The organism is Mediterranea sp. An20 (assembly GCF_002160055.1).
Taxonomy (GTDB): Bacteria; Bacteroidota; Bacteroidia; order Bacteroidales; family Bacteroidaceae; genus Bacteroides; species Bacteroides avicola.
The window spans coordinates 1-24807 of record NZ_NFJV01000037.1 but is presented as its reverse complement, the minus strand read 5'-3'; the positions used below and the strand labels follow the sequence as shown (position 1 = coordinate 24807).

Annotated in this window: 16 protein-coding genes, 1 tRNA gene and 1 pseudogene; 6 read left to right on the top strand and 12 right to left on the bottom strand. The window is 48.0% G+C overall.

Annotated features, from left to right (window positions below):
• The first annotated feature begins 18 nt into the window (after window positions 1–18).
• From B5F34_RS15605 to dnaA, 3 genes are all read left to right on the top strand, one after another.
• A complete protein-coding gene (locus tag B5F34_RS15605; RefSeq protein ID WP_087340717.1) occupies window positions 19–1191 on the top strand; it encodes an N-acetylmuramoyl-L-alanine amidase in 1173 nt (390 codons plus the stop codon).
• 23 nt (window positions 1192–1214) lie between these two features.
• Window positions 1215–2117, top strand: coding sequence for an MlaD family protein (locus B5F34_RS15600; RefSeq protein ID WP_087340716.1), 903 nt, complete (start codon window positions 1215–1217; stop codon window positions 2115–2117).
• Window positions 2118–2468: 351 nt separating this feature from the next.
• Window positions 2469–3857: a chromosomal replication initiator protein DnaA gene (dnaA, locus tag B5F34_RS15595; protein ID WP_087340715.1), complete on the top strand. Its 1389-nt coding sequence runs from the start codon at window positions 2469–2471 to the stop codon at window positions 3855–3857.
• A gap of 83 nt (window positions 3858–3940) precedes the next feature.
• Here dnaA and B5F34_RS15590 read toward each other — a convergent pair whose 3' ends face one another.
• The gene (locus tag B5F34_RS15590) at window positions 3941–4675 is read right to left on the bottom strand and encodes an NADPH-dependent oxidoreductase (RefSeq protein ID WP_087340721.1); all 735 of its coding nucleotides are present in this window, start codon (window positions 4673–4675) and stop codon (window positions 3941–3943) included.
• A gap of 346 nt (window positions 4676–5021) precedes the next feature.
• Between B5F34_RS15590 and B5F34_RS15585 the strand changes: the two genes are divergently transcribed.
• Together B5F34_RS15585 and folB are read left to right on the top strand one after the other, a co-directional pair.
• Window positions 5022–7559, top strand: a complete 2538-nt coding sequence (locus B5F34_RS15585) for an adenosylcobalamin-dependent ribonucleoside-diphosphate reductase (protein ID WP_087340714.1) — start codon at window positions 5022–5024, stop codon at window positions 7557–7559.
• Between the two features lie 16 nt (window positions 7560–7575).
• Window positions 7576–7950 carry a dihydroneopterin aldolase gene (gene folB, locus B5F34_RS15580; protein ID WP_087340713.1) on the top strand — a complete coding sequence of 125 codons (375 nt, stop codon included), beginning with the start codon at window positions 7576–7578 and terminating at the stop codon, window positions 7948–7950.
• A 224-nt stretch (window positions 7951–8174) separates the two neighbouring features.
• On the opposite strand, the gene B5F34_RS15575 is transcribed toward folB, so the two are convergent.
• Both B5F34_RS15575 and feoB read right to left on the bottom strand, forming a co-directional pair.
• Window positions 8175–8246, bottom strand: a tRNA-Cys gene (locus B5F34_RS15575).
• 319 nt (window positions 8247–8565) lie between these two features.
• Window positions 8566–11034: a ferrous iron transport protein B gene (gene feoB, locus B5F34_RS15565; RefSeq protein ID WP_087340711.1), complete on the bottom strand. Its 2469-nt coding sequence runs from the start codon at window positions 11032–11034 to the stop codon at window positions 8566–8568.
• 427 nt (window positions 11035–11461) lie between these two features.
• Between feoB and B5F34_RS15560 the strand changes: the two genes are divergently transcribed.
• Entirely contained in the window at window positions 11462–12676 is a 1215-nt protein-coding gene (locus B5F34_RS15560; protein ID WP_087340710.1) for a site-specific integrase, read from the top strand.
• A gap of 569 nt (window positions 12677–13245) precedes the next feature.
• On the opposite strand, the gene hisB is transcribed toward B5F34_RS15560, so the two are convergent.
• The 9 genes and pseudogenes from hisB to B5F34_RS15515 all read right to left on the bottom strand — a co-directional run.
• Window positions 13246–14373, bottom strand: coding sequence for a bifunctional histidinol-phosphatase/imidazoleglycerol-phosphate dehydratase HisB (gene hisB, locus B5F34_RS15555; protein ID WP_087340709.1), 1128 nt, complete (start codon window positions 14371–14373; stop codon window positions 13246–13248).
• A 59-nt stretch (window positions 14374–14432) separates the two neighbouring features.
• Complete coding sequence (gene hisC, locus B5F34_RS15550) at window positions 14433–15473, bottom strand: histidinol-phosphate transaminase (protein ID WP_087340708.1); 1041 nt, start codon at window positions 15471–15473, stop codon at window positions 14433–14435.
• A 17-nt stretch (window positions 15474–15490) separates the two neighbouring features.
• Window positions 15491–16783 (bottom strand): histidinol dehydrogenase, encoded by a 1293-nt coding sequence (gene hisD, locus B5F34_RS15545; RefSeq protein WP_087340707.1) that lies wholly within the window; start codon window positions 16781–16783, stop codon window positions 15491–15493.
• Between the two features lie 30 nt (window positions 16784–16813).
• The gene (hisG, locus tag B5F34_RS15540) at window positions 16814–17665 is read right to left on the bottom strand and encodes an ATP phosphoribosyltransferase (RefSeq protein WP_087340706.1); all 852 of its coding nucleotides are present in this window, start codon (window positions 17663–17665) and stop codon (window positions 16814–16816) included.
• A 247-nt stretch (window positions 17666–17912) separates the two neighbouring features.
• On the bottom strand, window positions 17913–18272 hold the full coding sequence (locus tag B5F34_RS15535; protein ID WP_087340705.1) for an MGMT family protein: 360 nt from the start codon (window positions 18270–18272) through the stop codon (window positions 17913–17915).
• Window positions 18273–18275: 3 nt separating this feature from the next.
• Window positions 18276–19832, bottom strand: a complete 1557-nt coding sequence (locus B5F34_RS15530; protein ID WP_087340720.1) for a sulfatase — start codon at window positions 19830–19832, stop codon at window positions 18276–18278.
• 166 nt (window positions 19833–19998) lie between these two features.
• On the bottom strand, window positions 19999–21390 hold the full coding sequence (locus tag B5F34_RS15525; RefSeq protein ID WP_087340704.1) for an alpha-L-fucosidase: 1392 nt from the start codon (window positions 21388–21390) through the stop codon (window positions 19999–20001).
• A gap of 121 nt (window positions 21391–21511) precedes the next feature.
• Entirely contained in the window at window positions 21512–23521 is a 2010-nt protein-coding gene (locus B5F34_RS15520; protein ID WP_087340703.1) for a RagB/SusD family nutrient uptake outer membrane protein, read from the bottom strand.
• A gap of 17 nt (window positions 23522–23538) precedes the next feature.
• A pseudogene (locus tag B5F34_RS15515) lies at window positions 23539–24807 on the bottom strand (SusC/RagA family protein); the annotation flags it as partial.

Sequence of the window (24807 nt, the reverse complement as noted above, 5' to 3'; positions counted from 1 at the left end):
TTGCACCGAAGTATCCGAATGAAAAAGAACTGGCTATACATATTATATATACTCTTATTGCTGGGGAATATCCTCCCTGCCAAGGGGCACACCTGCATCACGGATAAAGATTTCGTGTTAGTCATCGATGCAGGTCATGGAGGACATGACCCTGGAGCCATCGGCCGCATTTCGAAAGAAAAGAATATCAACCTGAACGTGGCCCTGAAACTCGGCAAGCTGGTAGAGGAGAATTGTCCGGACGTGAAAGTAATCTATACCCGACAGCGGGACGTCTTCATCCCATTGGACCGGCGTGCCCAAATAGCGAACGATGCCAAAGCCGATCTTTTCATCTCTATTCATACCAACTCTCTGGCACAGAACCGAACCGTCAAAGGTGCATCAACCTGGACGCTGGGATTGGCCAAGTCGCAGGCCAACTTAGAAGTGGCCCAACGCGAAAATGCTGTTATCCTGTACGAAAATGACTATAAGACACGGTACGCAGGGTTCAACCCCAATTCTGCCGAGTCATACATCATCTTCGAATTTATGCAGGACAAATACATGGAACAAAGTGTCCACTTGGCTTCATTGGTACAGAAACAATTCCGCCATACCTGCAAACGCCACGACCGGGGCGTACACCAGGCAGGATTTCTGGTATTGAAAGCCAGTGCCATGCCAAGTATCCTAATCGAATTGGGATTCATTTCAACGCCAGAAGAAGAACGGTATCTGAACTCACAAGACGGCATCAACACCTTGGCCTTGGGCATTTATCAGGCTTTCTGCACTTATAAACAAGAACAAAAAGCCAGACGAGGAGATGCAAATAGCGGAAACCGGTCTTCCTTCTCCCCACAAAAAGCCCCCAATGCTGTACCGGCTTCTGCCCAACCCAAGGAAGAGGGCAAAAAAACAGTCAACGGGCGCCCCGTCTTCAAAATCCAGATATGTACTTCAGCCGAACTGCTGAAAAGCAATGACTATCGCCTGAAAGGCTTAAAAGGCGTGGAACATTATCAAGAAGGCGGATTATACAAATATACTTATGGAGCTTCAGAAGACTATAACGCCATCGTCCGACTCCGGAGAGACGTCATAGGAAAGTTCAAAGATGCATTCATCATCGCCTTCAGAAATGGCCAGAAAACGGATGTCAACCAGGCTATCCGGGATTTCAAAAAAAATAATTCATCCAATTGAAACATTAAAAAGAGACATATAACATGAACATTAAAAAGTATTTCACCAAAGAAGTCAGAATAGGAATAGCAGGCATCATCGCCTTGTGCGTACTTGTCTATGGCATCAACTACCTGAAAGGCATACATTTATTCAAGCCTACAAGCTATTTCTACGTCAAGTTCCAAAACGTAAACGGTCTTACCAAATCAAGTCCGGTCTTTGCCGACGGATTCCGTGTAGGCATTGTACGTGAATTGTATTACGACTACGAACATCCGGGCAACGTAGTGGCAGAGATTGATGTGGAACCGGATCTGAGGATTCCGAAAGGAAGCAGTGCAGAACTGGCCACTGAAATGCTGGGAGGAGTGCGCATGAACTTATTATTAGCTAACAATCCCCGCGAAAAACATGCCATAGGAGATACCATTCCCGGCAATCTGAACAACGGCATGATGGGACAGGTAGGCGAGATGGTGCCTCAGTTGGAAAAAATGTTGCCCAAATTGGATTCTATCTTGGGCTCACTCAACACCCTGTTGGCCAACCCTGCTATTCCTGCTACCTTGCACAATGTGGAAAACCTGACTGCCAATCTCTCGACCACGAGCAGACAATTGCAGGCACTGATGAGCAACGACATTCCTCAGCTGACAGGCAAACTCAACGCCATCGGCGACAACTTTGTTGCCATTTCAGACAACATGAAACAGATAGACTATGCCGCAGCCATGCAAAAGGTAGACTCCACGTTAGCTAATGTAAAAATGATAACAGATAAACTGGGGCGCAAAGACAATACTGTAGGCTTGCTTCTAAACGATCCTACTCTTTATAACAACTTAAGTGCTACCACGGCCAATGCAGCAAGCTTGTTGGAAGACCTGCGATTGCATCCGAAACGCTATGTTCACTTCTCGCTCTTTGGCAAAAAAGACAAATAAAAATATTTGCTTATATAGATATTGTCTAAATAAGAACCAAGATTTGCAGTCTTTGCGAATTCCCTCATCAGAAAGCATATCCAAGGACAAAAGGCATTATAATAAGCAAGGCAAGATTTGAGGGAAGAGATATTAGAAAGCTCGTAGAAAACTGATTTAAAAGACTTTATAAAAAAGCAAGAGCCCCACACAAGGGGCTTTTTTCATACAACAGTATAAGTAACTGAAAGTAAACAGATTATTACTTTCATGAGAAAAACAAGAAAAAAACGATTTGTTTTTCTCAAATAAGATTCCGACTTTTGCAAACGTAGAAGTTATGCTTAAACCTCAAAATGTGTCAATAGCCGTATGAGCGAAAAAAATCATGTGGAGCAATGGAACCGTTGTCTTAAAATTATTCAGGACAATGTTCCACCGCAAACATATAAAACGTGGTTCCTCCCCATAAAACCTTTGAAATATGAGGACAAGACCCTGGTGCTGCAAGTTCCAAGCCAGTTCTTCTATGAGTTTCTGGAAGAACAGTTCATCGACTTGCTGCGCCAAGCCATATATAAGGTTTTCGGAGAAGGAAGCAAGTTAATGTACAACGTCATGGTGGTTAAAAATCCACCTACGAGTGTACCTCTTCCTCCGCATGCAGGCACTGCGCAGACAGGTGTTGCCAGACAAGAAGTGAAAGACGTGCCTGCCCATCCGCAAATCAGCGAACTCGACTCACACTTGAAGGGCGACTACAACTTTGACACTTTCATTGAAGGGGAAAGCAATAAGCTCTCGCGCAGCGTGGCTGAGGCGGTGGCTCTTAATCCGGCTAAGACAATTTTCAATCCTTTGTTCTTCTACGGAGCATCAGGTGTGGGAAAAACTCATTTGGTCAATGCCATAGGCACTAAAATTAAAGAACTATACCCCAACAAGCGTGTATTGTATGTATCTGCACACCTCTTTCAGGTGCAATATACCGACTCTGTGCGCAACAATACGGTCAATGACTTCATCAACTTCTACCAAACTATTGATGTGCTCATTATTGATGACATTCAGGAGTTTGCCGGCGTGACCAAAACGCAGAACACATTCTTCCATATTTTCAACCACTTGCACCAGAACGGCAAACAATTGATTCTCACATCAGACCGTTCGCCGGTTTTGCTTCAAGGTATGGAAGAAAGACTTATTACGCGCTTTAAATGGGGCATGGTAGCCGAATTGGAGAAACCGACGGTAGAACTACGCCGCGACATTCTATGCAACAAAATCCGAAGAGATGGTTTGCAGTTCCCTCCTGAAGTCATTGACTACATTGCCGAAAATGTAAGCGACAGTGTACGCGATCTGGAAGGAATCGTTATTTCCATCATGGCTCATTCTACTATCTATAACCGGGACATAGACTTGGACTTGGCACAACGCATAGTCAAAAAAGTTACCCATAACGAGAACAAAGCCGTTACTATAGATGATATCATACGGACTGTGTGCAGCCACTACGGCTTAGATACTTCAGCCATACACACTAAATCCCGCAAGCGTGATGTGGTACAGGCCCGGCAAGTGGCCATGTATTTAGCCAAGAACTACACAGACCTTTCTGCTGCACGCATAGGAAGTCTGATAGGCAATAAGGATCATGCAACTGTGCTTTATGCATGTAAAACAATCAAAGAGTTAAGGGAGGTCGACAAAGGCTTCCAAACTGAGATGGAAGAGATTGTGGCATCTCTCAAAAAATAACCAAACGGTAGACAGCCCATTCCAAATAATAAGCTGTCTACCGCTTGGCTATATATGACTTGTAACAGACACCTGCTTTCCCATCAAAATCCTTGCTTTTTCATTGCCTCATACAACGCCTGCGACATGGCTTCTGCATCCTTTTTAGTATAACGCACATCCGTGAATACCTGGGCAAGGGTTTCTTTGCCATTTTCCAAAATAAACTGTTTATTCTCAGCCAACGATTCTTTATAAGCAAAGAGCCGGTCTATATCTTCTGCCGTATAATCATGATAAACCTCCTGATGCACGATGGCTTTCAACGGCAAACGGTCTGGTTGAGAAGGATTTTCAGCCGGCCAGCCAACCGTAATGGTTGCAATGGGAAAAACCAAATCCGGAAGCTGCAAAGCGTCAATAATAGATTGAGGATTGTAAGTAGTAGTTCCTAAATAACAAATTCCAAGACCAGCTTCTTCAGCTGCATTGCAAAATGTCTGCGCAACCAGCAACGCATCAATGGCACCAGTTATAAACCATTCAAAATTATTATAGCCAGGTTCCGCTTTGCGCAGTTCACACCAGCGAGAAAAACGATGCAAATCTATACAAAAAGTTAGTACCACAGGAGCCTCTGTCACCATAGGCTGATGAAAATGCGCCGGGGCCAAACGTTCCTTCCCTTCGGCATTGCGAGTGACAATAACACTATACAACTGCATATTGCCACATGTAGAAGCACGGCAAGCAGCTTCAAGCAAATCATTTAACAAATCATCAGAAATATCTTCTTGCTTATACTTTCTGATTGTCTTTCTTGATTTCAAACTTTCCATCTCTTTCTTTTTTTGGCAAATATAGCGAAAAGAACCGTACAATAGAAACTCTTACTAAAAGAATATTCGCAAAGTTCTTCTATTTTCAACATATCCTCTTGGGGAAAAGAGAATACATGTTTTATATTTTGGAGTACTTTCCTCACCCCAACTCAAACATAACAATTTAATTATCAATACATACAGATTACAAAGAAACAAATCGGCTCCCTGCTCAAGAAAAAAGTATGGTTTTCTTTGGAAGAATGGGAAAAACATAATAGCTTTGCAACCACATTACCACATGAGAAGCACAACTTCTACAATTAAATAATTCAAGAATACATCTTTAAAGAAATAAAGCATCGTGAAAAAGGAGACGTACACTTATCAGGAAGCCTACGAAGAATCTTTACAGTACTTCCAAGGAGACGAGTTGGCCGCACGCGTTTGGGTCAACAAATACGCAGTTAAAGACTCGTTCGGGAACATTTACGAAAAGTCGCCCGAAGACATGCATTGGCGCATCGCTAACGAAGTGGCGCGCATTGAATCCAAGTACCCTAATCCGCTGACAGCTGAAAAACTGTTTGAGTTACTGGATCACTTCCGCTACATCGTACCACAAGGAAGCCCTATGACCGGTATTGGCAATGATTACCAGGTAGCCTCTCTGTCCAACTGTTTTGTTATTGGTATCGATGGACAGGCCGATTCCTATGGTGCCATCTTCAAAATTGACGAGGAACAGGTACAACTGATGAAACGGCGCGGTGGTGTAGGACACGATTTGTCGCACATACGCCCTAAAGGTTCTCCCGTAAAAAACTCTGCACTGACTTCCACCGGTCTGGTACCATTCATGGAACGATATTCCAATTCCACACGCGAAGTGGCACAAGACGGCAGACGGGGCGCACTCATGTTGAGTGTATCCATCAAGCATCCTGATTCTGAAGCCTTTATTGATGCCAAAATGACAGAAGGCAAAGTGACAGGAGCCAACGTGTCAGTGAAACTGGACGATGAATTCATGCAGGCAGCCATAGACAACAAAACGTATGTCCAGCAATTCCCCATCAATTCGACCGAACCGGTGGTACGAAAAGAAATCAATGCTTCGAATCTGTGGAAGAAAATCATCCACAACGCCTGGAAATCGGCAGAACCCGGTGTATTGTTCTGGGATACTATTCTGAAAGAGTCCGTACCCGACTGTTATGCCGACTTAGGGTTCCGTACCGTATCCACCAACCCTTGCGGAGAGATTCCACTCTGTCCTTATGATTCTTGCCGCTTGCTGGCTATCAACCTCTATTCGTATGTAGTCAATCCGTTTAAAGAAAATGCATATTTCGACTTTGAACTGTTCGAAAAGCACGTAGGACTGGCCCAACGCATCATGGATGATATCATAGACCTGGAGCTGGAGAAAATTGAAAAGATATTGGCTAAAATCGATGCTGATCCGGAGAATGAAGATGTGAAGCATACCGAACGCACATTGTGGCAGAAAATCTACAAGAAGAGCGGACAAGGCCGCCGCACCGGCGTAGGCATTACTGCCGAGGGTGATATGCTGGCAGCGTTAGGACTGCGCTATGGTACGGAAGAAGCTACAGACTTCTCTGAAAAGGTACACCGCACCATTGCTCTGCAAGCTTACCGCTCGTCGGTAGAAATGGCACGTGAACGCGGAGCTTTTGAGGTATATGACACGGAGCGTGAAAAGAACAATCCTTTTATCAACCGCCTGCGCGAAGCTGATCCGGAATTGTACGAAGACATGAAGAAATATGGCCGACGCAACATCGCCTGCCTTACCATTGCCCCCACAGGCACAACCAGCCTGATGACACAAACAACTTCCGGCATCGAGCCAGTCTTCCTCCCTGTTTACAAACGTCGTCGTAAAGTAAATCCCAACGATACCAATGTCCATATAGACTATGTGGATGAAGTGGGCGATGCTTTTGAGGAATACATTGTTTTCCATCCCAAATTCGTTACGTGGATGGAAGCCCAAGGGCTGAACCCCGCCAAGAAATATACACAAGAAGAGATTGACGACCTGGTAAAACAGTCTCCCTACTACAAAGCTACCTCCAATGATGTGGATTGGCTAATGAAAGTACGTATGCAAGGGCGCATCCAGCGCTGGGTAGACCACTCTATTTCTGTCACCATCAATCTACCGGCCGATGTCAGCGAAGATTTAGTCAATGCTCTCTACGTTGAAGCCTGGCGTTCCGGCTGTAAAGGTTGTACGGTATACCGTGAAGGGTCACGTTCTGGAGTTCTTCTTTCTACCAAGAAAGACAAGAAAGATGAATTGCCTCCCTGCAAACCGCCTACGATTGTAGAAACCCGCCCCAAAATATTGGAAGCTGATGTAGTGCGTTTCCAAAACAACAAAGAAAAATGGGTTGCCTTTGTAGGCTTGCTGAACGGCTATCCTTATGAAATCTTCACCGGCGTCTTGGACGATGAAGAAGGCATCGTATTGCCTAAAAGCGTAACTTCCGGTCATATTATAAAGAATTACGATGACGACGGACGCAAGCACTATGACTTCCAATTCGAGAATAAGAGAGGATATAAGGTTACCATCGAAGGCTTGTCGGAGAAATTCAACAAGGAGTATTGGAACTACGCCAAACTTATTTCAGGCGTATTGCGTTACCGCATGCCCATCGAACAGGTTATCAAGTTGGTCAGCTCGCTCCAATTGGACAACGAAAGCATCAACACTTGGAAAAACGGCGTAGAACGTGCCTTAAAGAAATACGTTTCCGACGGCACTGAACTGAAAGGACAGAAATGCCCGAATTGTGGCAACGAAACATTAGTCTATCAGGAAGGATGCCTCATCTGCAAAACGTGTGGTGCGTCAAGATGCGGATAAGTAATAAAGCGGTCTGATGGAGAGTTGTATTTTCTTCCAGGGGCTTCGCTTTTACGCTTACCATGGTGTAGCACCCCAAGAAACACGGGTAGGCAATGAATTCACCATTGACTTACGCTTACACGCAGATCTTTCGCAAGCCATGGCAACTGATAATGTGGCCGACACGATAAATTATGCCGAGGTTTTTGAAACCATACAGAAAGAAATGGTTCAACCATCGAAACTGTTAGAGCATATTGCCGGCCGCATTGTCCATAGATTGTTTCAAGAATTTCCGGGCATAAATGCGGTGGAATTGAGATTGATGAAACGCAATCCGCCCATGGGGGCAGACATCGAATTATGTGGTATAGAAATTAAAGAAACACGGCCATCACCTTCTAAGTGAATACGGTTTCAAAGAACACATTCGCTATATAAGAATCCCGCAGGTTTAAGAAGTAAAGCTTTAACTTTCTTACCTGCGGGATTCTTTTCGTTTTCGTTGCACCTGTCTACGTCCGGACTACATTTGTACGACATTCATCAGGGAAGGCATACAGTTAAGTTACTGAAAGCCAATATATGACAAAAGCTCCACCGATCGTCTCGGTGAAGCTTTTGCAAGGATTGAGGTACCTGGCGGATTCGAACCGCCGTACGCGGTTTTGCAGACCGCTGACTAAGCCACTCATCCAAGGTACCAGAATCAGAAGAACAACAGTAGTGTTGTTGTCTCATTGCGGGTGCAAAGGTAATGCTTTTTTTTAAACTACCAACTATCTACAGCAACTTTTCTTCTTCTTTCCTGCTTTTTTCTTCTCACAACACGCACATCCCCCCTTTTCTGCTTCGTCCACTGGCCATATTTGCCGGGAAGAAGAACGGGAAGAAGAACAGCCCGCACAATGAGAACAGGGATTTTCACCCCGACCCGCCCGACGGAATGAACGGACCACGCCGAAGATGATACGCCCGACACACAATATGAGTAACAGAGTGACCGCCCAATCTTGCCAATCGCTCATAACAACAGCCCTCCTACCTGGTAGATAAGGAATGATACAACCCAAGCCAGAACTGTAGTATAGCCCGCCACAAAGCAAGTCCACTTCCAACTGCCCGTTTCTCCTTTAATGGCTGCCAATGTGGCTATGCAGGGGAAATATATCAGCACGAATACCATGTAACCGAAGGCCACCAAAGGAGTTATAGGTATGCGTTCGCCCAAGCTGACGGAATCGGCATCGGCATCATCGGCATAAAGCACTCCCAGCGTACTGACCACCAGTTCTTTTGCCCCTACTCCCGACAGGATGCCCACACTTAATTTCCAGTCAAATCCCAATGGCTCCATAACGGGTTCAATGACCTTGCCTATACGACCGATATAAGAATTTTCCTGCTGTTCGGTGACCGTCTCATAATGGTCGGAATGCGGATAATAGCCCAATGCCCAAATCACAATAGATGCCACCAGAATGATACCACCCATCTTCCGCAAATACTGCTCGCCTTTCTCCCACGTATGCCGAAGGATAGCTTTGGAGGTAGGCAGACGATAGGGAGGAAGCTCCATTACGAAAGGAGTATCATCACCTTTCACCAGGAAACGGCAGAACAGACGTGCCATGACAATGGCCAGCACGATACCTATCGCATAGATGGAAAGCAGCACCAGGCTGGCATGATGCGGGAAGAAAGCAGCCGTCAGAACCAGGTAGATAGGCAGGCGGGCACTGCACGACATGAGCGGATTGATGAACATCGTCACTAAACGGCTCTTGCGGTTCTCGATGGTGCGCGATGCCATGATGGCAGGCACATTGCATCCGAATCCCATGATAAGCGGAATGAACGACTTGCCATGCAGTCCCATCTTATGCATGATTTTATCCATGATGAAGGCTGCGCGTGCCATGTAGCCGGAGTCTTCCATCAGCGAGATGAAAAAGTACAGAATAAGGATATTGGGTAAGAATACAATGACACTGCCCACACCTCCTATGACGCCATCTACCAGCATGGCTTTCAGCGGTCCCTCGGGCATGTGGATGTTGATGTATTCTCCCAGCCAGGCTACGCCGGACTCTATCCAGTCCATAGGATATTGTCCCACCGAAAAGGTCACCTCAAACATGAGATACATGAATAGGAAGAAAATGGGATACCCCCAGATGCGGTGCGTTACAATGGCATCAATAAAATGCGTGGTGCGTGATTTCTCCTGGTGGTTGTCCACAAATGTCTCGCGCAAGGCTCCTGCCACAAAGCCGTATTTGGCATCGGTAATGGCCTGTTCGCTCTCTTCATTCAGCACCTGGCGCAGACGTTCTTCTTCGTGGTCGCGCACAGCGAGGATGTCTGCCCCGTTGGGCAGTGTGCTCACCACCTGCTCCAGGTCTTTGTCATTCTCCAGCAGCTTGATGGCCAGAAAGCGGGTAGAATACTTGTAACGAATATCCTCGTTCCGGCAAATGGCCTGCTTTACTTCTTCGATGCTACGTTCCAGTTCGGGACCATGATTGATGTGTATATGCCGGCAGACATGGTGCGGATGTTTGTCTTCCTCGTCGGTGCCGAAGTCGTGGTCGGGCACGTAAGCCTTATGCCAGTCCTGCATGTCTTTCCTTATCTCCGGGCTGATCTGCCCGTTTTTGTCCAGGAAATCGCCTCCTTCGTATATATTGATAATCACATGAAACAGACGCTCGATGCCTTTACCGGTACGGCATACGGTGGGCACCATCGGCACGCCCATCAGTTTGCCCAGTGTCAGGTAGTCGAGTTTGTTGCCGCTGGCTTCCAGTTCGTCATACATATTGAGAGCTATGACCATGCGCACATTCATGTCTATCAGTTGCGTAGTAAGATACAGGTTCCGCTCCAGGTTGGAAGAGTCCACCACGTTGATGATGAAATCCGGCGTTTCTTCAATGATGTGTTTGCGCACATACAATTCCTCGGGCGAATAAGCCGAGAGAGAGTAAGTGCCCGGAAGGTCGACGATGCGGAAGTGATAGCCCTGGAAGTCGAAGTAACCTTCTTTGGCATCTACAGTTACCCCGCTGTAATTGCCCACCCGCTCATGCGACCCCGAAGCGATATTGAAAAGCGATGTCTTGCCGCAGTTCGGATTGCCCACCAGTGCCACGTTGATGGTGCGCCGTTTGCCCAATGCCAGTCTTTTGAGTTCTTCGTCGCTCACAGGCAAGTCTTCGGGCAAACCGCCATGAAAGTCGGGCTGCAATTCCGCCTGTTTGGCTTCCTGCTCGCTCATCACCTCAATCATGGCAGCTTCCTGTCTGCGCAGGGATATTTCATATCCCATCACTTGGTATTTTATAGGGTCTTTGAGCGGCGCATTAAGCAGTACCTCCACGGTTTTGCCTTTGATAAATCCCATCTCTACAATGCGCTTGCGGAATCCTCCATGCCCAAGCACCTTTACGATGACCCCTTTTTCACCGGTCTTCAGTTCTGATAAACGCATATACTTTTCTTTTAACGCCCGCAAAGATAAAGGATAAGTTCATACGTCACAAATAATTTAGAATGTTTTTAAATAGCATGGTGCAATATGGTGGCTTCCCTTCTGATACAATCAGTTCCCGAACGGCTAATTTTTAATAGTTTTGTCCACAGGAAAACGGTCTTTCCGGCAGAAAGACAAAATGAGGTGATTCAAAATTTAAACAAACTCAGTACTGATGTCCCGACAGTTCTCTGATAAGCCCTTCCCCAAATGTTGCCAGGCGGTAAGCAGCGTGCTGCCAGGCAATAAGCAGCATGCTGCTTATATATCAGAAATAGCATATTGATTATCAAAAGAATACAGAGTACGCCTTTCGGGAGGGGTGGAACGTTTGAATCATTTCAAAGGCCGTATGGAATGATACGAATCTCAATTCATAAAAATTATGTCAACTATCAAACTTAAATTTCGCCCCTCCATTCAAAAGGAGAAAAAAGGAAGCCTTTACTTCCAAGTCATTCACCAACGTACCATACGGCAAGTCAGTCTGGGATGTAAATTATTTCAAAACGAGTGGGATGCTGATGAAGGTACAGTGATACTCCCGGAATCCGATTCGGAACGTTATTCTTATTTGTTAACCCTACAGAAACGCATACCACAGGAAAAGGAACGGTTGCTGAAGCAGCTCAGAAGAATAGAACTGACCAAAGGGACCCAATTCGACGTCGACCAAATGCTGAGAACGTACCGCGTTTCATTGCACAACAACGGCATGTTGCACTTCGCCCGACAATTAATCTATTCCTTACGGAATTCCGGCCGGGCACGTACTGCCGAGACTTATCAAAGTACCTTGAACAGTTTCTTGCGTTTTTACCAGAAAGCCGATGATATTCCTATGGAGGAATTTACCCCGGAACTGATTATACGTTACCAAGGTTACCTGAAATCGGAAGGACTTACTCCCAACAGCATTTCTTTTTATATGCGTAACCTGCGTGCCATCTATAACCAGGCCATAGACAAGGGGCTTTGTCTGCCACAGACTCCCTTCAAGCATGTCTATACCGGCATAGCCAAAACCGTCAAAAGAGCGCTCCCGCTGAATACTCTCCGCAAGATAAGAGACATAGACCTGACGTACAGCCCCAACATGGACTATGCCCGCGACATCTTCATGTTCAGCTTCTACACCCGTGGTATGTCATTCATAGACATGGCCTTTCTGAAGAAGAAAGACCTTCAAAACGGCATACTCATCTACCGGCGGCACAAAACAGGACAACAGCTTTATATCAAATGGGAAAAGCCCATGCAGGACATCATTGAGAAATACGACACGGAAGATACCCCGTATCTGCTACCCATCATCAAAAATATCAATTGCAGCGAACGACAGCAATATCTGAGCGCTGTCCACCTGATAAACAGGAAACTGAAAAAATTGGGCGAAATATTGGAACTGCCTGCACCGTTGACTACTTATGTGGCGCGCCATGCCTGGGCAAGCATAGCCAAAAGCAAAAACATCTCGGTATCTGTCATCAGTGAAGCTATGGGACATGACTCCGAACGCACGACACGCATCTACCTCGCTTCTTTAGATACCTCTTCGGTAGACAAAGCCAACAAGCTAATCCTCACTTCCCTGCTATGACATCGGGAAACATTTCCAAGAGGGTATGCCGAAGTGACTATTGACAGTCATTGGACCCTGTCTGCCTGAACGGATGTGAAGAATCTCCTGCCGGCCTGTGCCTGTGGGAGATTCTTCACTCAGTTCAGAGCGGTGGCAAGACTTTGTTCCGACAGGCCTTTTTCTGCCTTTCCCCCCTTTCTTGTGTTTACAAGTGCAAAAGCAGCACCTCGAAATCAAAAACTATGTTATAAAACATACAAAATACGGCGTTACTATTTGCAAGTTCGGAAAATGCCCGTATCTTTGCAACGCAATTGAGAAATTGCTACGATAAAAGAATTGATAAATTTTTCATAGGCTAAAGATTTGGATTAATAGGTAATTAGGTAAAAGGTAAAAGGTAAAGATTAAAAATTGTAAGTTTTCAAAATAGGTAATTGAAGTTTGTTTTTAAAGGTAAAAGTAAAGATTGATTTTAGGTAACATTTGGATGTAAAAAAAAGAAAAGCCTTTATGGCTTTTCTTCAAGGAGGCGAGGGGTTCGTGAGAACTGACTCGTTTTTTTGTATCTGTTCGTTTCGTAACTTTCACAACACTCCTTTCGAACTGGGCAGTTCCAGATGATACATGTCCCGCTTTACCGCCATTTTCAAGGCGCGGGCCATTGCCTTAAAGATGCCTTCTATCTTATGGTGCTCGTTCTGCCCCTCTGCCCGGATATTCAGATTCATCCGGGCTGCATCGCTCAACGACTTGAAGAAGTGCAGGAACATCTCTGTCGGCATCTCGCCAATCTTTTCCCGGTGAAATTCAGCATCCCACACTAACCAGGGACGGCCGCCAAAATCCAGGCACACCTGGCAGAGACAATCATCCATAGTCACGGCATATCCATAACGTTCCATGCCGCGTTTACTTCCCAAAGCCTGATAGATGCACTCACCCAACACCAAAGCCGTGTCTTCAATGGTGTGATGTTCGTCCACCTCCCAGTCTCCGTCTGCCTCTATATCCAAATCTATCCCGCCGTGTTTTCCTATCTGCTCCAGCATGTGGTCAAAAAAGCCCAACCCTGTGTGGATGTGACAGATGCCATGTCCGTCCAGGTTCAGGGAAACGCGGATGTCTGTCTCATGGGTAGTACGTCGCAACACCGCCTTCCGCTCGCCGGCTATAAGGAACTCCGCCACTTTGTCCCAATCGGTAGTTGCCAGGGCGCAGACGGCTTCCAACCCTTCACAAGCCGACAAGACCGATGGGTCTTCCTGCAAGAAAATGGCACGGCATCCCAGGTTCTTGGCCAACTCCACATCCGTCGGGCGGTCTCCTATCACGAAACTGTGCGCAAGGTCATAATCGGGATTATCCAGATACTTCACCAACATGCCTGTGCGCGGCTTCCGGGTAGGAGCATTGTCGGCAGGCATGCTTCGGTCGATACATATATCGTCAAACACGATGCCCTCCCCTGCCAGCGTTTTCAACATCAGATTGTGTGCCGGCCAGAACGTCTCTTCCGGAAAAGAAGCCGTCCCCAAGCCATCCTGATTTGTCACCATTACAAACTCAAAGTCCAGCCTGGAACGGATAAGCCACAGGTTGCGCATCACCTTGGGATAAAATTCCAGCTTTTCCAGCGAATCCAGCTGATAATCCACGGGGGGCTCAACGACCAATGTGCCGTCTCTGTCGATAAACAATACTTTTTTCTTCATACGCAGTCTTTTCATAAACTTTCTTGGCAAGTCTCTTGGCTACAAGTCCACAAGAGGCTTTATACCCCATACTTTCGCAATGCTTCCAGCAATGTCTCGTTCTCCATTTTGGTACCTACCGTGATACGCAGGCAGTTGCCACACAAGGTCACAGTGTGGCGGTTGCGCACGATAATGCCTTCACCGACCAGATAATTGTATATCTTCACGGCATCGGTGACCTTCACCAAGAAGAAATTGGCATTCGAAGGAAACACTTTCTTCACACATGGCAGACGGGCAAACTCCTTTTCCATCCGGTTGCGTTCTTCCTTCAGCATATCCACCCAACGCTCTATCTCATAATAACGGTGCAGCATCTCCATGGCCTGCTGTTGTGTCAACTGGTTGACATTGTAGGGGTATTTAATCTTGGTCAGGATGCCTATGATGTCTGCCGAAGCAAAGGCCATGCCCAAACGGATAGCCGCACACCCCCATGCTTTGGAGAAAGTCTGCAAAACGACCAGATTGGGAAACTCGTCCAGGCGTTTCAAAAAAGAAGGGGCATCGGAGAAATCGTTATACGCCTCGTCGAGCACCACCAGTCCGTCGAAGTTCAGCAGCAGACGTTCTATCTCGGCAGGGTCCAGGTCGTTACCTGTCGGATTGTTGGGCGAACAGAGAAAGACAAGTTTGGTATGTCCGTCGGCAGCTTCCAGCAACTTGTCCACCGAAAGATGGAAATGCTCGTCGAGCAATACCTTGCGATACTCCACCTCATTGATTTCGGCGCACACCTGATACATGCCATACGTAGGCTCTATGGCCACGACATTGTCCCGGCACGGTTCGCAAAATGCACGGAACATCAGGTCGATGGCTTCATCACTTCCGTTGCCCAGGAAGATGTTCTCCGGAGCCACGCCCTTCAGTTTTCCCAAAGCCTTTTTCAGGTCCCATTGCAGGGGGTCTGGATACCGGTTGTTGGGGGTATTGTAGGGATTCTCATTGGCATCCAGAAAAACAGATGCCGCTATTCCTTTATATTCGTCACGCGCCGAAGAATAAGGCTTCAGCTTCCAAATGTTGGGGCGCGTCAGTTCTTGCAATGTTTTCATGTCCTTTCAAAAATTAGTCAATGTTTAGAGCTTCCTCTGCCCAACCGGACTGCCACCGCATTACGGTGTGCTTCCAACTGTTCGCCGGCAGCCATTACCTCTATGGCCGGCCCTATGCGCTGCAAGCCTTCGGACGTAATTTCCTGAAACGTCATTTTCCGGATGAAGCTGTCTAAGCAGACACCGCTATACGCACGGGCATAACCGTTGGTGGGCAAGGTATGATTGGTGCCCGACGCATAATCGCCAGCACTCTCACACGAATAGGGTCCCAGAAAGACAGAACCGGCATGGCATATCTGCTCGCCCACACGGGCATAATCGGCTGTTTGAATGATAAGGTGTTCGGGGGCATAGGCATTGGTCAGTTCGATGGCTTCCTGCATGTCGGCCACACACACCAACTTGCTGTTCTCCAACGAGCGGGCAGCAATCTCCTTGCGGGGCAGAAGAGCCAACTGGCGTTCCACCTCCTTCACTACCTCCCGGCGCAAAGCCTCCGACGTCGTGACCAACATGGCCTGACTGTCCACTCCATGCTCTGCCTGGCTAAGCAAATCTGCTGCCACAAAAACAGGATTGGCCGTTTCGTCTGCCAAAACCTCTACTTCGGAAGGGCCGGCAGGCATATCAATGGCCACATCATGCAGGCTGACCAACTGCTTGGCTGCAGTAACGTACTGATTGCCGGGACCAAATATCTTATAAACACGGGGCACACTCTCCGTCCCGTAGGCCATGGCTCCGATAGCCTGTACGCCTCCGGCTTTGAATATCCGGCTTACGCCCGCCACCCGGGCAGCAAACAACACTGCCGGATGCACCTTGCCGTCGCGTCCGGGGGGAGTACATAGCACGATTTCCCGACACCCGGCAATGCGTGCCGGCACAGCCAGCATCAACACCGTACTGAACAGTGGAGCCGTTCCTCCGGGAATATACAGCCCTACCCGCTCAATCGGCACCGCCTTCTGCCAGCAAGTCACTCCGGGTTGTGTCTCCACCCGCTTCCCTTCAAAGCGTTGGGCGGCATGAAAAGCCTCAATATCCTGCTTGGCCAACAGAATGGCTGCTTTCAGTTCTTCACTGACCGCCTGCCCGGCTTCCTGCATTTCGTCTTCCGTCACCGCCAGCGAAGCCAAGGCTACTTTATCGAATTGTTCTTCATATTCCAGCACGGCCCTGTCGCCTTCGCTTTTCACCCGGCTGAGGATGGCGCGAACCGTGTCAAACAAATGTTCGGTGTTCATCACCGGACGCTTCACGATGTCGGGCCATAAGCTCCGCTCCGGATAATCTATCTGTATCATATCTTTCTGTATTTCTAATCGGGTCTGTATTTACAATATCATCTTCTCGATGGGCAATACCAGGATGCCTTCTGCGCCCAACGATTTCAGCTTTCCGATAATTTCCCAAAAGCATTTCTCGTCAAGCACCGTATGTACAGAGCACCAGCCTTCCTGGGCCAAAGGCATCACGGTGGGGCTTTTCATGCCGGGAAGCACCGAGATAATCTGTTCCAGTTTCTCTTTCGGAGCGTTCATCAGCACATATTTCTTGTCTTCGGCAGTTTTCACGGCATCCATCCGGAAGAGCAACTCACGCAGGATGTCCTTCTTCTCCTCGCTCAAATGCTTGTTGCCTATCAGCAAGGCTTCCGACCTCATCACCACTTCTACCTCTTTCAGGCTGTTGCTCACCAATGTAGACCCCGAACTTACAATGTCGAAAATCGCATCGGCCAATCCGATGCCCGGCGATACCTCCACCGAACCGGTAATAACGTGTATCTCTGCCTTTACCCCTTTTTCCTTCAGATAGCTGTCCAGAATGCCCGGATAGGATGTGGCAATTTTCTTGCCGTCGAACCACTCCACCCCCTTGTATTCTATGTCTTTGGGCACAGCCAGCGACAAACGGCACTTGCTGAACCCCAGTCTTTTCACGATTTCGGCATCCTCGCCTTTCTCCACGAACTCATTCTCTCCCACAATGCCGATGTCGGCTATTCCGGTCGCCACGGACTGGGGGATGTCATCGTCGCGCAAAAACAACACTTCCAACGGGAAGTTGGCAGACTGTACCAGCAAGGTTCGCTTGCCGGCACTCAGTTTAATGTCCGATTCCTCCAGAAACGACATTGTTTCGTCGTAAAGACGTCCTTTAGCCTGTACTGCAATTCTTAACATGACTTTTTACGTTTGCTGTAATTCATAAAAAAACGAGGCTTACCGGCCCTAACACCGGCAAGCCTCGTTTCATTTCCTATGTTCTCTTTCACACACAGTCCCATCGCCCACCGGATTTTATTCGCCAGGATAATGATGATGGTGATGTGTCTTGAAAGTCTTCATTCCTTTTTCTTTTTAACGCGACAAAAATAAAGCATCTCCGCGATATATCCAAAATTTTATCACAAAAAAGATTACTTTTCTTTCAATCCGTTTTCATGTCTGTTGCCGGGCAAGACGTTTTCTCTGCTTCCATATCCGGCAGGAGCCACCGGCAACAGCGCAAATCCACGCATCCGTTGTCTTTGAAAACCACTCCCTCTGCCTCCAGCAATTCCCGTTGTTCCCGCCAATGCGGCACGGTACGTCCCTGGCTGTTTACCACCCGGTGACTGGGCATATCCAACGTGGCAGGGGCTCCCCGCAACACCCGTCCCACCAGGCGCGAGCAGGTAGGGAAACCTGCCAACCATGCCAGTTGTCCGTAGGTAGTGACCTTTCCGTAGGGAATGGCTGCCACTATCCCGAACACTTCCTGTCTGAATGCTTCTACATCTACCACGATGGTTCAGATTTCATCGGGCCAGGGGCACGGTTTGCCTGTCTTTTTGAACGAAGGTCGCTGTCCTCCGCACGAACGGAGGAAACTGCCCAGATCGGCCGACAATTTCTTTACTACTTCCGGATGGTCGGCGGCACAGTCGTGCTTTTCACCTATATCGGCAGGGATGTCATAGAGTTCTTTCTTTCCCGTCTCATAAAAGTAAATCAGCTTCCACTTGCCCTGTCGGATGGTGCAGGTCGCCCCGATGCCGGGTCCGGCTTCGCCCCACTCGTTGGGGCAATTCCAGTAAAGACTTCTGCCGGCCGATGTGTCGCCTGTCTGTTTCAGCATCGGCACGAAGCTGATGCCATCCACCACCTGGGGTGTTTTATAATCGCGTATGCCCGCCATTTCCAGTATCGTAGGGAAACAGTCTTCCACAATCAGGTACTTGTCGCACCGGGTACCAGGCTCTGTCACTCCCGGCCACGCCACAATCATCGGCTCGCGTATGCCTCCCTCGTATGCCGACCCCTTCCCGCAGTTCAGCGGATAATTCTGAGTGTACAGAGGCTGGTCGCGCCATCCGGCTCCGGTGCAATAACCGCCATTGTCACCCATGAAGATGATGATGGTGTTATCGGCTTCACCGTTCTTCTCCAACCAGTCCATGATGTCGCCCAAACTCCTGTCCATGCCCTCTATCAGCGAAGCATAAGCCGCTTCCTTGTCCGAAAGGCCTTTCTTTTTGTACTTGTCGAAAAAGCGTACATCCTTATCTATAGGAATGTGGATGGCATAGTGCGACATATACAGATAGAACGGCTGGTTATAGGCTTTTGCCTTGTCCAATGCCTTCAGGGCCTCCTGGGTCAATGCTTCGGTAACGAAGGTTCCCGTCTGCCAGTATTTGCGCAAGCCGGGCACCGACATCAGGCTGGTGGGATTGCCCTGGTCGTCGTGCCCATAGTTGAATTCGCTCAGGTAGGTGGCAAGTCCTCCGGCTGCATGACCGGCAATGTTGGTTTCGAAACCGAAATGACAGGGGTTTTCTCCCGGTGTGTCAATGGCTCCCCAATGAGCCTTACCACAGTGGATGGTGTGGTAGCCGGCATCTTTCAGGTATTGCACGAACGAGGTACCCACAAACGTGTTGTTCGTTCCTTCCACCTGCGCTATGCCGTTGTAGTTCCAATCGGGCAACTGCAATACCTCGCTGGGAGCATCGGTGGTCACATCTTTCTGAAGCGTCCAATTGGTCACCCGGTGGCGGGCCGCATTGGCGCCGGTCATCAGGCTGCAACGGGTAGGTGAACTGATGCTCGATGCATACGCCTGTGTAAACATCATGCCTTGCCGGGCCAAGCGCTCCATGTTGGGTGTCTCGTAACGTTCGTTGTAATAGGTCTTTTCTGTCCAGAAAGGCAGGGAGGTATCTTGCCATCCCATATCGTCTACCAGAAAGAAAATAATGTTAGGACGACGGGCCGGTTCAGCGGCTCCTTCGGAGACTGGTGCCTGTGCGCTTGCCCACGAACACGGCAACAGGCCGGCAGCGGCCCATAAAAAAGATTTGTTCATCATAGATTCTATAATAGGTAAATGTACAAAATCTGATTGATTACTTAGAGCTTGTTTAAATTTTCCTCTTTAAGCTTTAAGTAGCCGTTCATTAGTTTATACTATAATGGAGAATAAGGTGTCTGTCATTCTTATCAGTTTCTTTTGAGCAGAATTAAACAGACTCTTATTCTGCCACACAAAAGGCGCTGAAGTTACTGATGACCGGTTCGCCGGTGCTTTCCTCCACCCGCACACGCAAAGCCGATGCCTGCACCGGCTCAAAACGTTCGATGCGTTTGTTGCCCACGGCGGTACCTTGTGCCACCGTCTTCCAGCGACCATCTACCTTGGCTTCGATGCGATAGGCGCGGATTCGCTCGCCTTGCGACAAGTCTTCCTGCAAGACATACGTGTCCACCGTCTGTTTGCGGGGCAAAGACAGCGTCAGTTGTTTCCGGTTGCCGGACACACTGGCCAGCGGTTGCCCGTAACGGTGCTGAATTTCCTCTCCCCACTCTTTCAGCCGGTTCACGTCACCCTCCGGAAGCAGTCCGTCAGGATTGGGAGTCAGCCCCACGACCAGTGTAGCATTCCTTCCCACCGATTTTTCATAAATATCCATCAGACGGTCCAACGGATTGACCGCACGATTGTCATCCCCCGGTTCCCAAAACCACTCATGGCGTCCGTTGTATCCGCGTAAGGGAGTATCTGCCATGGCAGGCATCCAATGCGCACCGTTGGGATCACCGTGTGCCAGAAGTTCTTCGTAGTTCTGCACGCCCTCGGTAGCATTGCTATGACTGTAAGGAGTAGGGAAAGTAGACCAACAGGGGTAGCCCACTGCGCCCGTTTCCGAACCTCCCCAACGAATATCGGCCCGGTTGACATTGTGATAAAACAAGCATTGAGGCTGATATTTGTTCACAATAGGCTCCACATCCGGTCCCAATCCTTTCGGGTCGTCGGCCCCGCCATCAAACCAAATCATGAACAAATCGCCGTAGCGGGTACATATTTCCGTCACCATTTTTTCGCAGAGACGCTTATACCACTCCTGGCGGTTGCGGGCAAACTCCCCTTCCCCTTCGGCTCTGAAGTTGTGTATGCCCAGCAATGAATTCCAGCGGATGCCGATATAAATGCCCGGCTTGATACCATATTTCCTGCACGAATTGACAAAGTCCCGCACCACATCGCCCTTACCGTCCTGCCACTTCACAGCTTTCAGACAGTACGGATTCACATCACTCTGCCACAAGGCAAAACCGGTTTCGTGGGTAGCAGTCAGAATAGCAAACTTTGCTCCCGCTGCCTTTGCAGCTTCAATCCACTGGTCGGTATTCAGATGCGTCGGATTGAAAATGTTGTAATCTTCTATGGGATTGATGCGGTTATAACCCTGACCGTACACTTTGCCATCGAACACATGCAAATCATAATGGAACACTACACCCATCTCGGCATTCTGCCACGCAAGCTGGCTGGCGGTGGGTTTCGGCAACTCCGTCTTTTGTCCCCAAACAGCCACATTAGACCATAGGCAGACACACCAGATCAAAAAAATATGCTTCATAAATCAAAATAATAAAGTTGGCTACAAATATAATATTTATCAATAAAAAACCACCATTTTCAATGAACAAAATCAGAGAAAATGGTGGTTTCGTAATAATAATTATTATATCAAATCATCATCAGTCGCCTTCAGGTAATGTGCCATCCTCTTTGCTCCAGCCCGGATTCTGATAAATGGAAGAGGTATCTATGTTATCATCTCCTTCCACTTCTGTTGTCAATCGGAATTCATAGTTTCTGATAGGATACAGATACTTGGCCGGATTCCAGTTCAAGCCGTCAAAACCTATATTATTAGGATTCTTACGATAAGGCAAGTAATATTTACCCTCAGCATACGGATCTGTTTCCGAAGAAATATTCGGAGCATTCACACCTTCACCATAAGGTTGTAGTGTAATGGGATCCAATGGCGTCATCGCATCTTCCGGAGTAGGATTCGTGTACAACTGATACATGCTCTCCCAGAAGTTGAATCCCTGGAGGTGTACGTTCTGCACTTGGTCCAATGCACGCCAACGCTTCAAGTCGTTAAAACGGAAACCTTCGGAAACCAACTCTATACGGCGCTCCCGACGGATGTTATACAGAGTAGCGTCTACCTGTTTTCCAATCGAATAGCTGCCCCAGTCCAACGTTTCCTTCGACATATCCGTATTATTGATGGTCAACTGATAGTCTGTAGACACACCTGCACGGCTGCGCAATGCCTTCCAGTAAGTATCGCAATTGCCACCCAGATTTCCATTCAGTTCATAGTAAGCCTCGATATAGTTCAGATAGGCTTCTGCCGCGCGGAACGTCGGACATCCCGTATAAGAAGGAAGTGTAGGGTGCATGTCGCCCGATGTGTTCAGACCTTTGCGCAGGCTGTAACCCGTAGGATTACCATTCTCCAACTGTCCCTCGAAAATAGGCGAACGGTAGAAGTAGCCGCGGCCGTCAGACTTCACATATTCTATCAGGTTGGGATCTTCAGAAAGCAAGTCGCCTGTCTTGTCGATACACATACCCATACGCGGGTCACGTCCGCTGAAGAGGTGTTCGTACGTGTCATCACCTTCATAACCGGAACCGGCTGCATAGATAGGCAAGCCGTTTTCCATCAAATAAGAATCGACCATAGAGCGGGTATATCCCGTATTGCCGCTTCCGTTGCGTTGCAGGTAGTCCACTGTCCAGTGAGTGGAAGTAGCATCGGAGCTGGTGCTATATTGTCTCCACAGCAGGATTTCATCCATGCCGCTCAAATCTACCGAGTTGAACATGGCCGCATAGTCGCCATAGAGACCATGTCCCTGTGCAACGATGTCGGCAGCTTCGATGGCTTCTTGCAGGAAGAAACGGATTTCCTCGCTCGCATTATACTCGTAACCGCTCAGGTAGCTCATCTCTGCACCCGGCCATCCCGGTCCGTTGGGCACGAATGCCGTATTGGCATGGTATTTCTCCCACGTACCTTCAAACAAAGCCACGCGGCTCTTCATCAGGGCAGCACAATCGCGTGTCAGGCGGTTGCTCATGGGAGGAGTAGCCAGCATGTAGTCATAAGCCAGGTCTAAATCAGAGAGGATAAAACGAGCCACTTCATTGCGCGGACGGCGTTGTGAAGCCTCCCGGACAACATTGTAATCATCGGTCAGCGTAGTGGTCAGAATGGGGAAATCACCCAAATTGGTCAATGCCAGATAATAGAAATAGGCACGGAAGAAATACATCTCACCAATGTAATGTCTGATATTTGCATCCAAACCGGTTATCTCACCATTCTCATAGCGTTCCGGAACTCTTTCCAAGAAATAGTTTGCAGCACGTATCACAGAGAAGTAAGAATTCCACAAGTCATAATCACCCACATACGTCTGTCCCGTCACAAAAAGGGTACTGGGCGAGGCTGCCGTCTGGTTGTCCGTTCCATTATCATCGTCAAACAGTCCTAAACCATAACCGTTACCGTGTGAAGGCAAGTTGCCATACAAATTGGCAGCATAAGCGCCCAAGTCACCCTCAGCATACAGATATTCTGTGGTGGGCACACTGGTGATGGGCTCCAGATCCAAGTAGTCGTTGCAGGAAGTAGTAGTCAAACCTGCCGCGAATATAAGTGAATAAAATATTGTCTTTTTCATCGTAAAATCAATTATTATTAGAATGTTACATTTACACCAAACGACACCGTTGCCTGGAGCGGATACGTCTTACCGGAGTTGCTGCCCGTATAACCGGAATAAGCAGTTTCCGGGTCAAAGCCGTTGGGCAGGCTTGAGATAGTCAGTACGTTCTCTGCGCTGACATAGAAGCGGATGTATTCCATGCCTATCTTATCCAGCACCTTCTTGGGCAAGGTATAACCCAACTGGATATTCTTCAAACGCATATAGGCGCCGTTTTGCATGTAGCGGCTTTGCACCTGTTGGTTTTTGCTATCACTCATATAAGGACGGGGGAAATAAGCATCCGTATTCGGACCGAACACAGAAGTCGTATTCTCCGGACGGTAGTAGTCCAGATGCGGTTCCAGACCGGTAGACTGCCATTCACCACCGTTCAATCCCCAGAATACAGGACCGTCGAGCCACAGATCACGCTTGGCCACACCCTGCCAGAACATGCTGAAATCAATGCCTTTCCAATCCAAACCTAAATTCAAACCGAAGCGGAAACGCGGCGTGCTGTTACCCAGCTTCACCATATCGCCCGGATCACCCAGTGTATTACGTCCAGTATTGATAATACCATCGCCATTTTGGTCCGTGTACATAATGTCACCTTCTGTCCAACCGGATCCCCAAGACGGGCGGTTATTAACCAACCATTCGTCCATTTCGGCCTGGCTCTTGGCTATGCCATGAGTCTCATACCCCCAAATATCATTCAACTCTTGACCTTCATAATAAGTAGACAAAGACTTATTTTCATTGGGATAGCGCTCTACAAACGAACGGGAATCTGAGATGTTGAAACCAACATTGTAGCCTACTTCACCAACTTGGTCACGCCAGTTGAGGGCAAGTTCCCAACCTTTCGTCTTCAAGTCCGTATTGTTGGTAGACGGCATGCTGGTACCATAGATATGGGCAATCTCGGCAGCAGGGCCTACCATGTCCAAAGTCTTGCGGATAAAGTAGTCGAAGTTGGCGGTAAAGCGGCTGTTGAACATAGCCAGGTCGAAGCCGACGTTCAGCGACTGTACGGTTTCCCAAGTCAAAGTAGAACTGATAGAACCAGGAACGGAGGCAATAGTAGGATAAGCACCATCCATCAACCATCCGCCTCCATTAGGTGTCACAGCCTGAGACAGATACATGGGATAATAGGAAGAGGTGTTCTGGTTGCCCAGCGTACCCCAAGAAATACGGGGCTTCAACTGGCTCATCAAGGTCTCATCCAAGGGGAAGAATTCCTCGCGTGCAAC

What these genes read in the sequence shown, in the direction of transcription:
- B5F34_RS15605 (WP_087340717.1), top strand. Translation starts at nt 19, where the DNA reads ATGAAAAAGAACTGGCTATACATATTATATATACTCTTATTGCTGGGG.
- B5F34_RS15600 (WP_087340716.1), top strand. Translation starts at nt 1,215, where the DNA reads ATGAACATTAAAAAGTATTTCACCAAAGAAGTCAGAATAGGAATAGCA.
- dnaA (WP_087340715.1), top strand. Translation starts at nt 2,469, where the DNA reads ATGAGCGAAAAAAATCATGTGGAGCAATGGAACCGTTGTCTTAAAATT.
- B5F34_RS15590 (WP_087340721.1), bottom strand. Translation starts at nt 4,675, where the DNA reads ATGGAAAGTTTGAAATCAAGAAAGACAATCAGAAAGTATAAGCAAGAA.
- folB (WP_087340713.1), top strand. Translation starts at nt 7,576, where the DNA reads ATGGAGAGTTGTATTTTCTTCCAGGGGCTTCGCTTTTACGCTTACCAT.
- feoB (WP_087340711.1), bottom strand. Translation starts at nt 11,034, where the DNA reads ATGCGTTTATCAGAACTGAAGACCGGTGAAAAAGGGGTCATCGTAAAG.
- B5F34_RS15560 (WP_087340710.1), top strand. Translation starts at nt 11,462, where the DNA reads ATGTCAACTATCAAACTTAAATTTCGCCCCTCCATTCAAAAGGAGAAA.
- hisB (WP_087340709.1), bottom strand. Translation starts at nt 14,373, where the DNA reads ATGAAGAAAAAAGTATTGTTTATCGACAGAGACGGCACATTGGTCGTT.
- hisC (WP_087340708.1), bottom strand. Translation starts at nt 15,473, where the DNA reads ATGAAAACATTGCAAGAACTGACGCGCCCCAACATTTGGAAGCTGAAG.
- hisD (WP_087340707.1), bottom strand. Translation starts at nt 16,783, where the DNA reads ATGATACAGATAGATTATCCGGAGCGGAGCTTATGGCCCGACATCGTG.
- hisG (WP_087340706.1), bottom strand. Translation starts at nt 17,665, where the DNA reads ATGTTAAGAATTGCAGTACAGGCTAAAGGACGTCTTTACGACGAAACA.
- B5F34_RS15530 (WP_087340720.1), bottom strand. Translation starts at nt 19,832, where the DNA reads ATGAACAAATCTTTTTTATGGGCCGCTGCCGGCCTGTTGCCGTGTTCG.
- B5F34_RS15525 (WP_087340704.1), bottom strand. Translation starts at nt 21,390, where the DNA reads ATGAAGCATATTTTTTTGATCTGGTGTGTCTGCCTATGGTCTAATGTG.
- B5F34_RS15520 (WP_087340703.1), bottom strand. Translation starts at nt 23,521, where the DNA reads ATGAAAAAGACAATATTTTATTCACTTATATTCGCGGCAGGTTTGACT.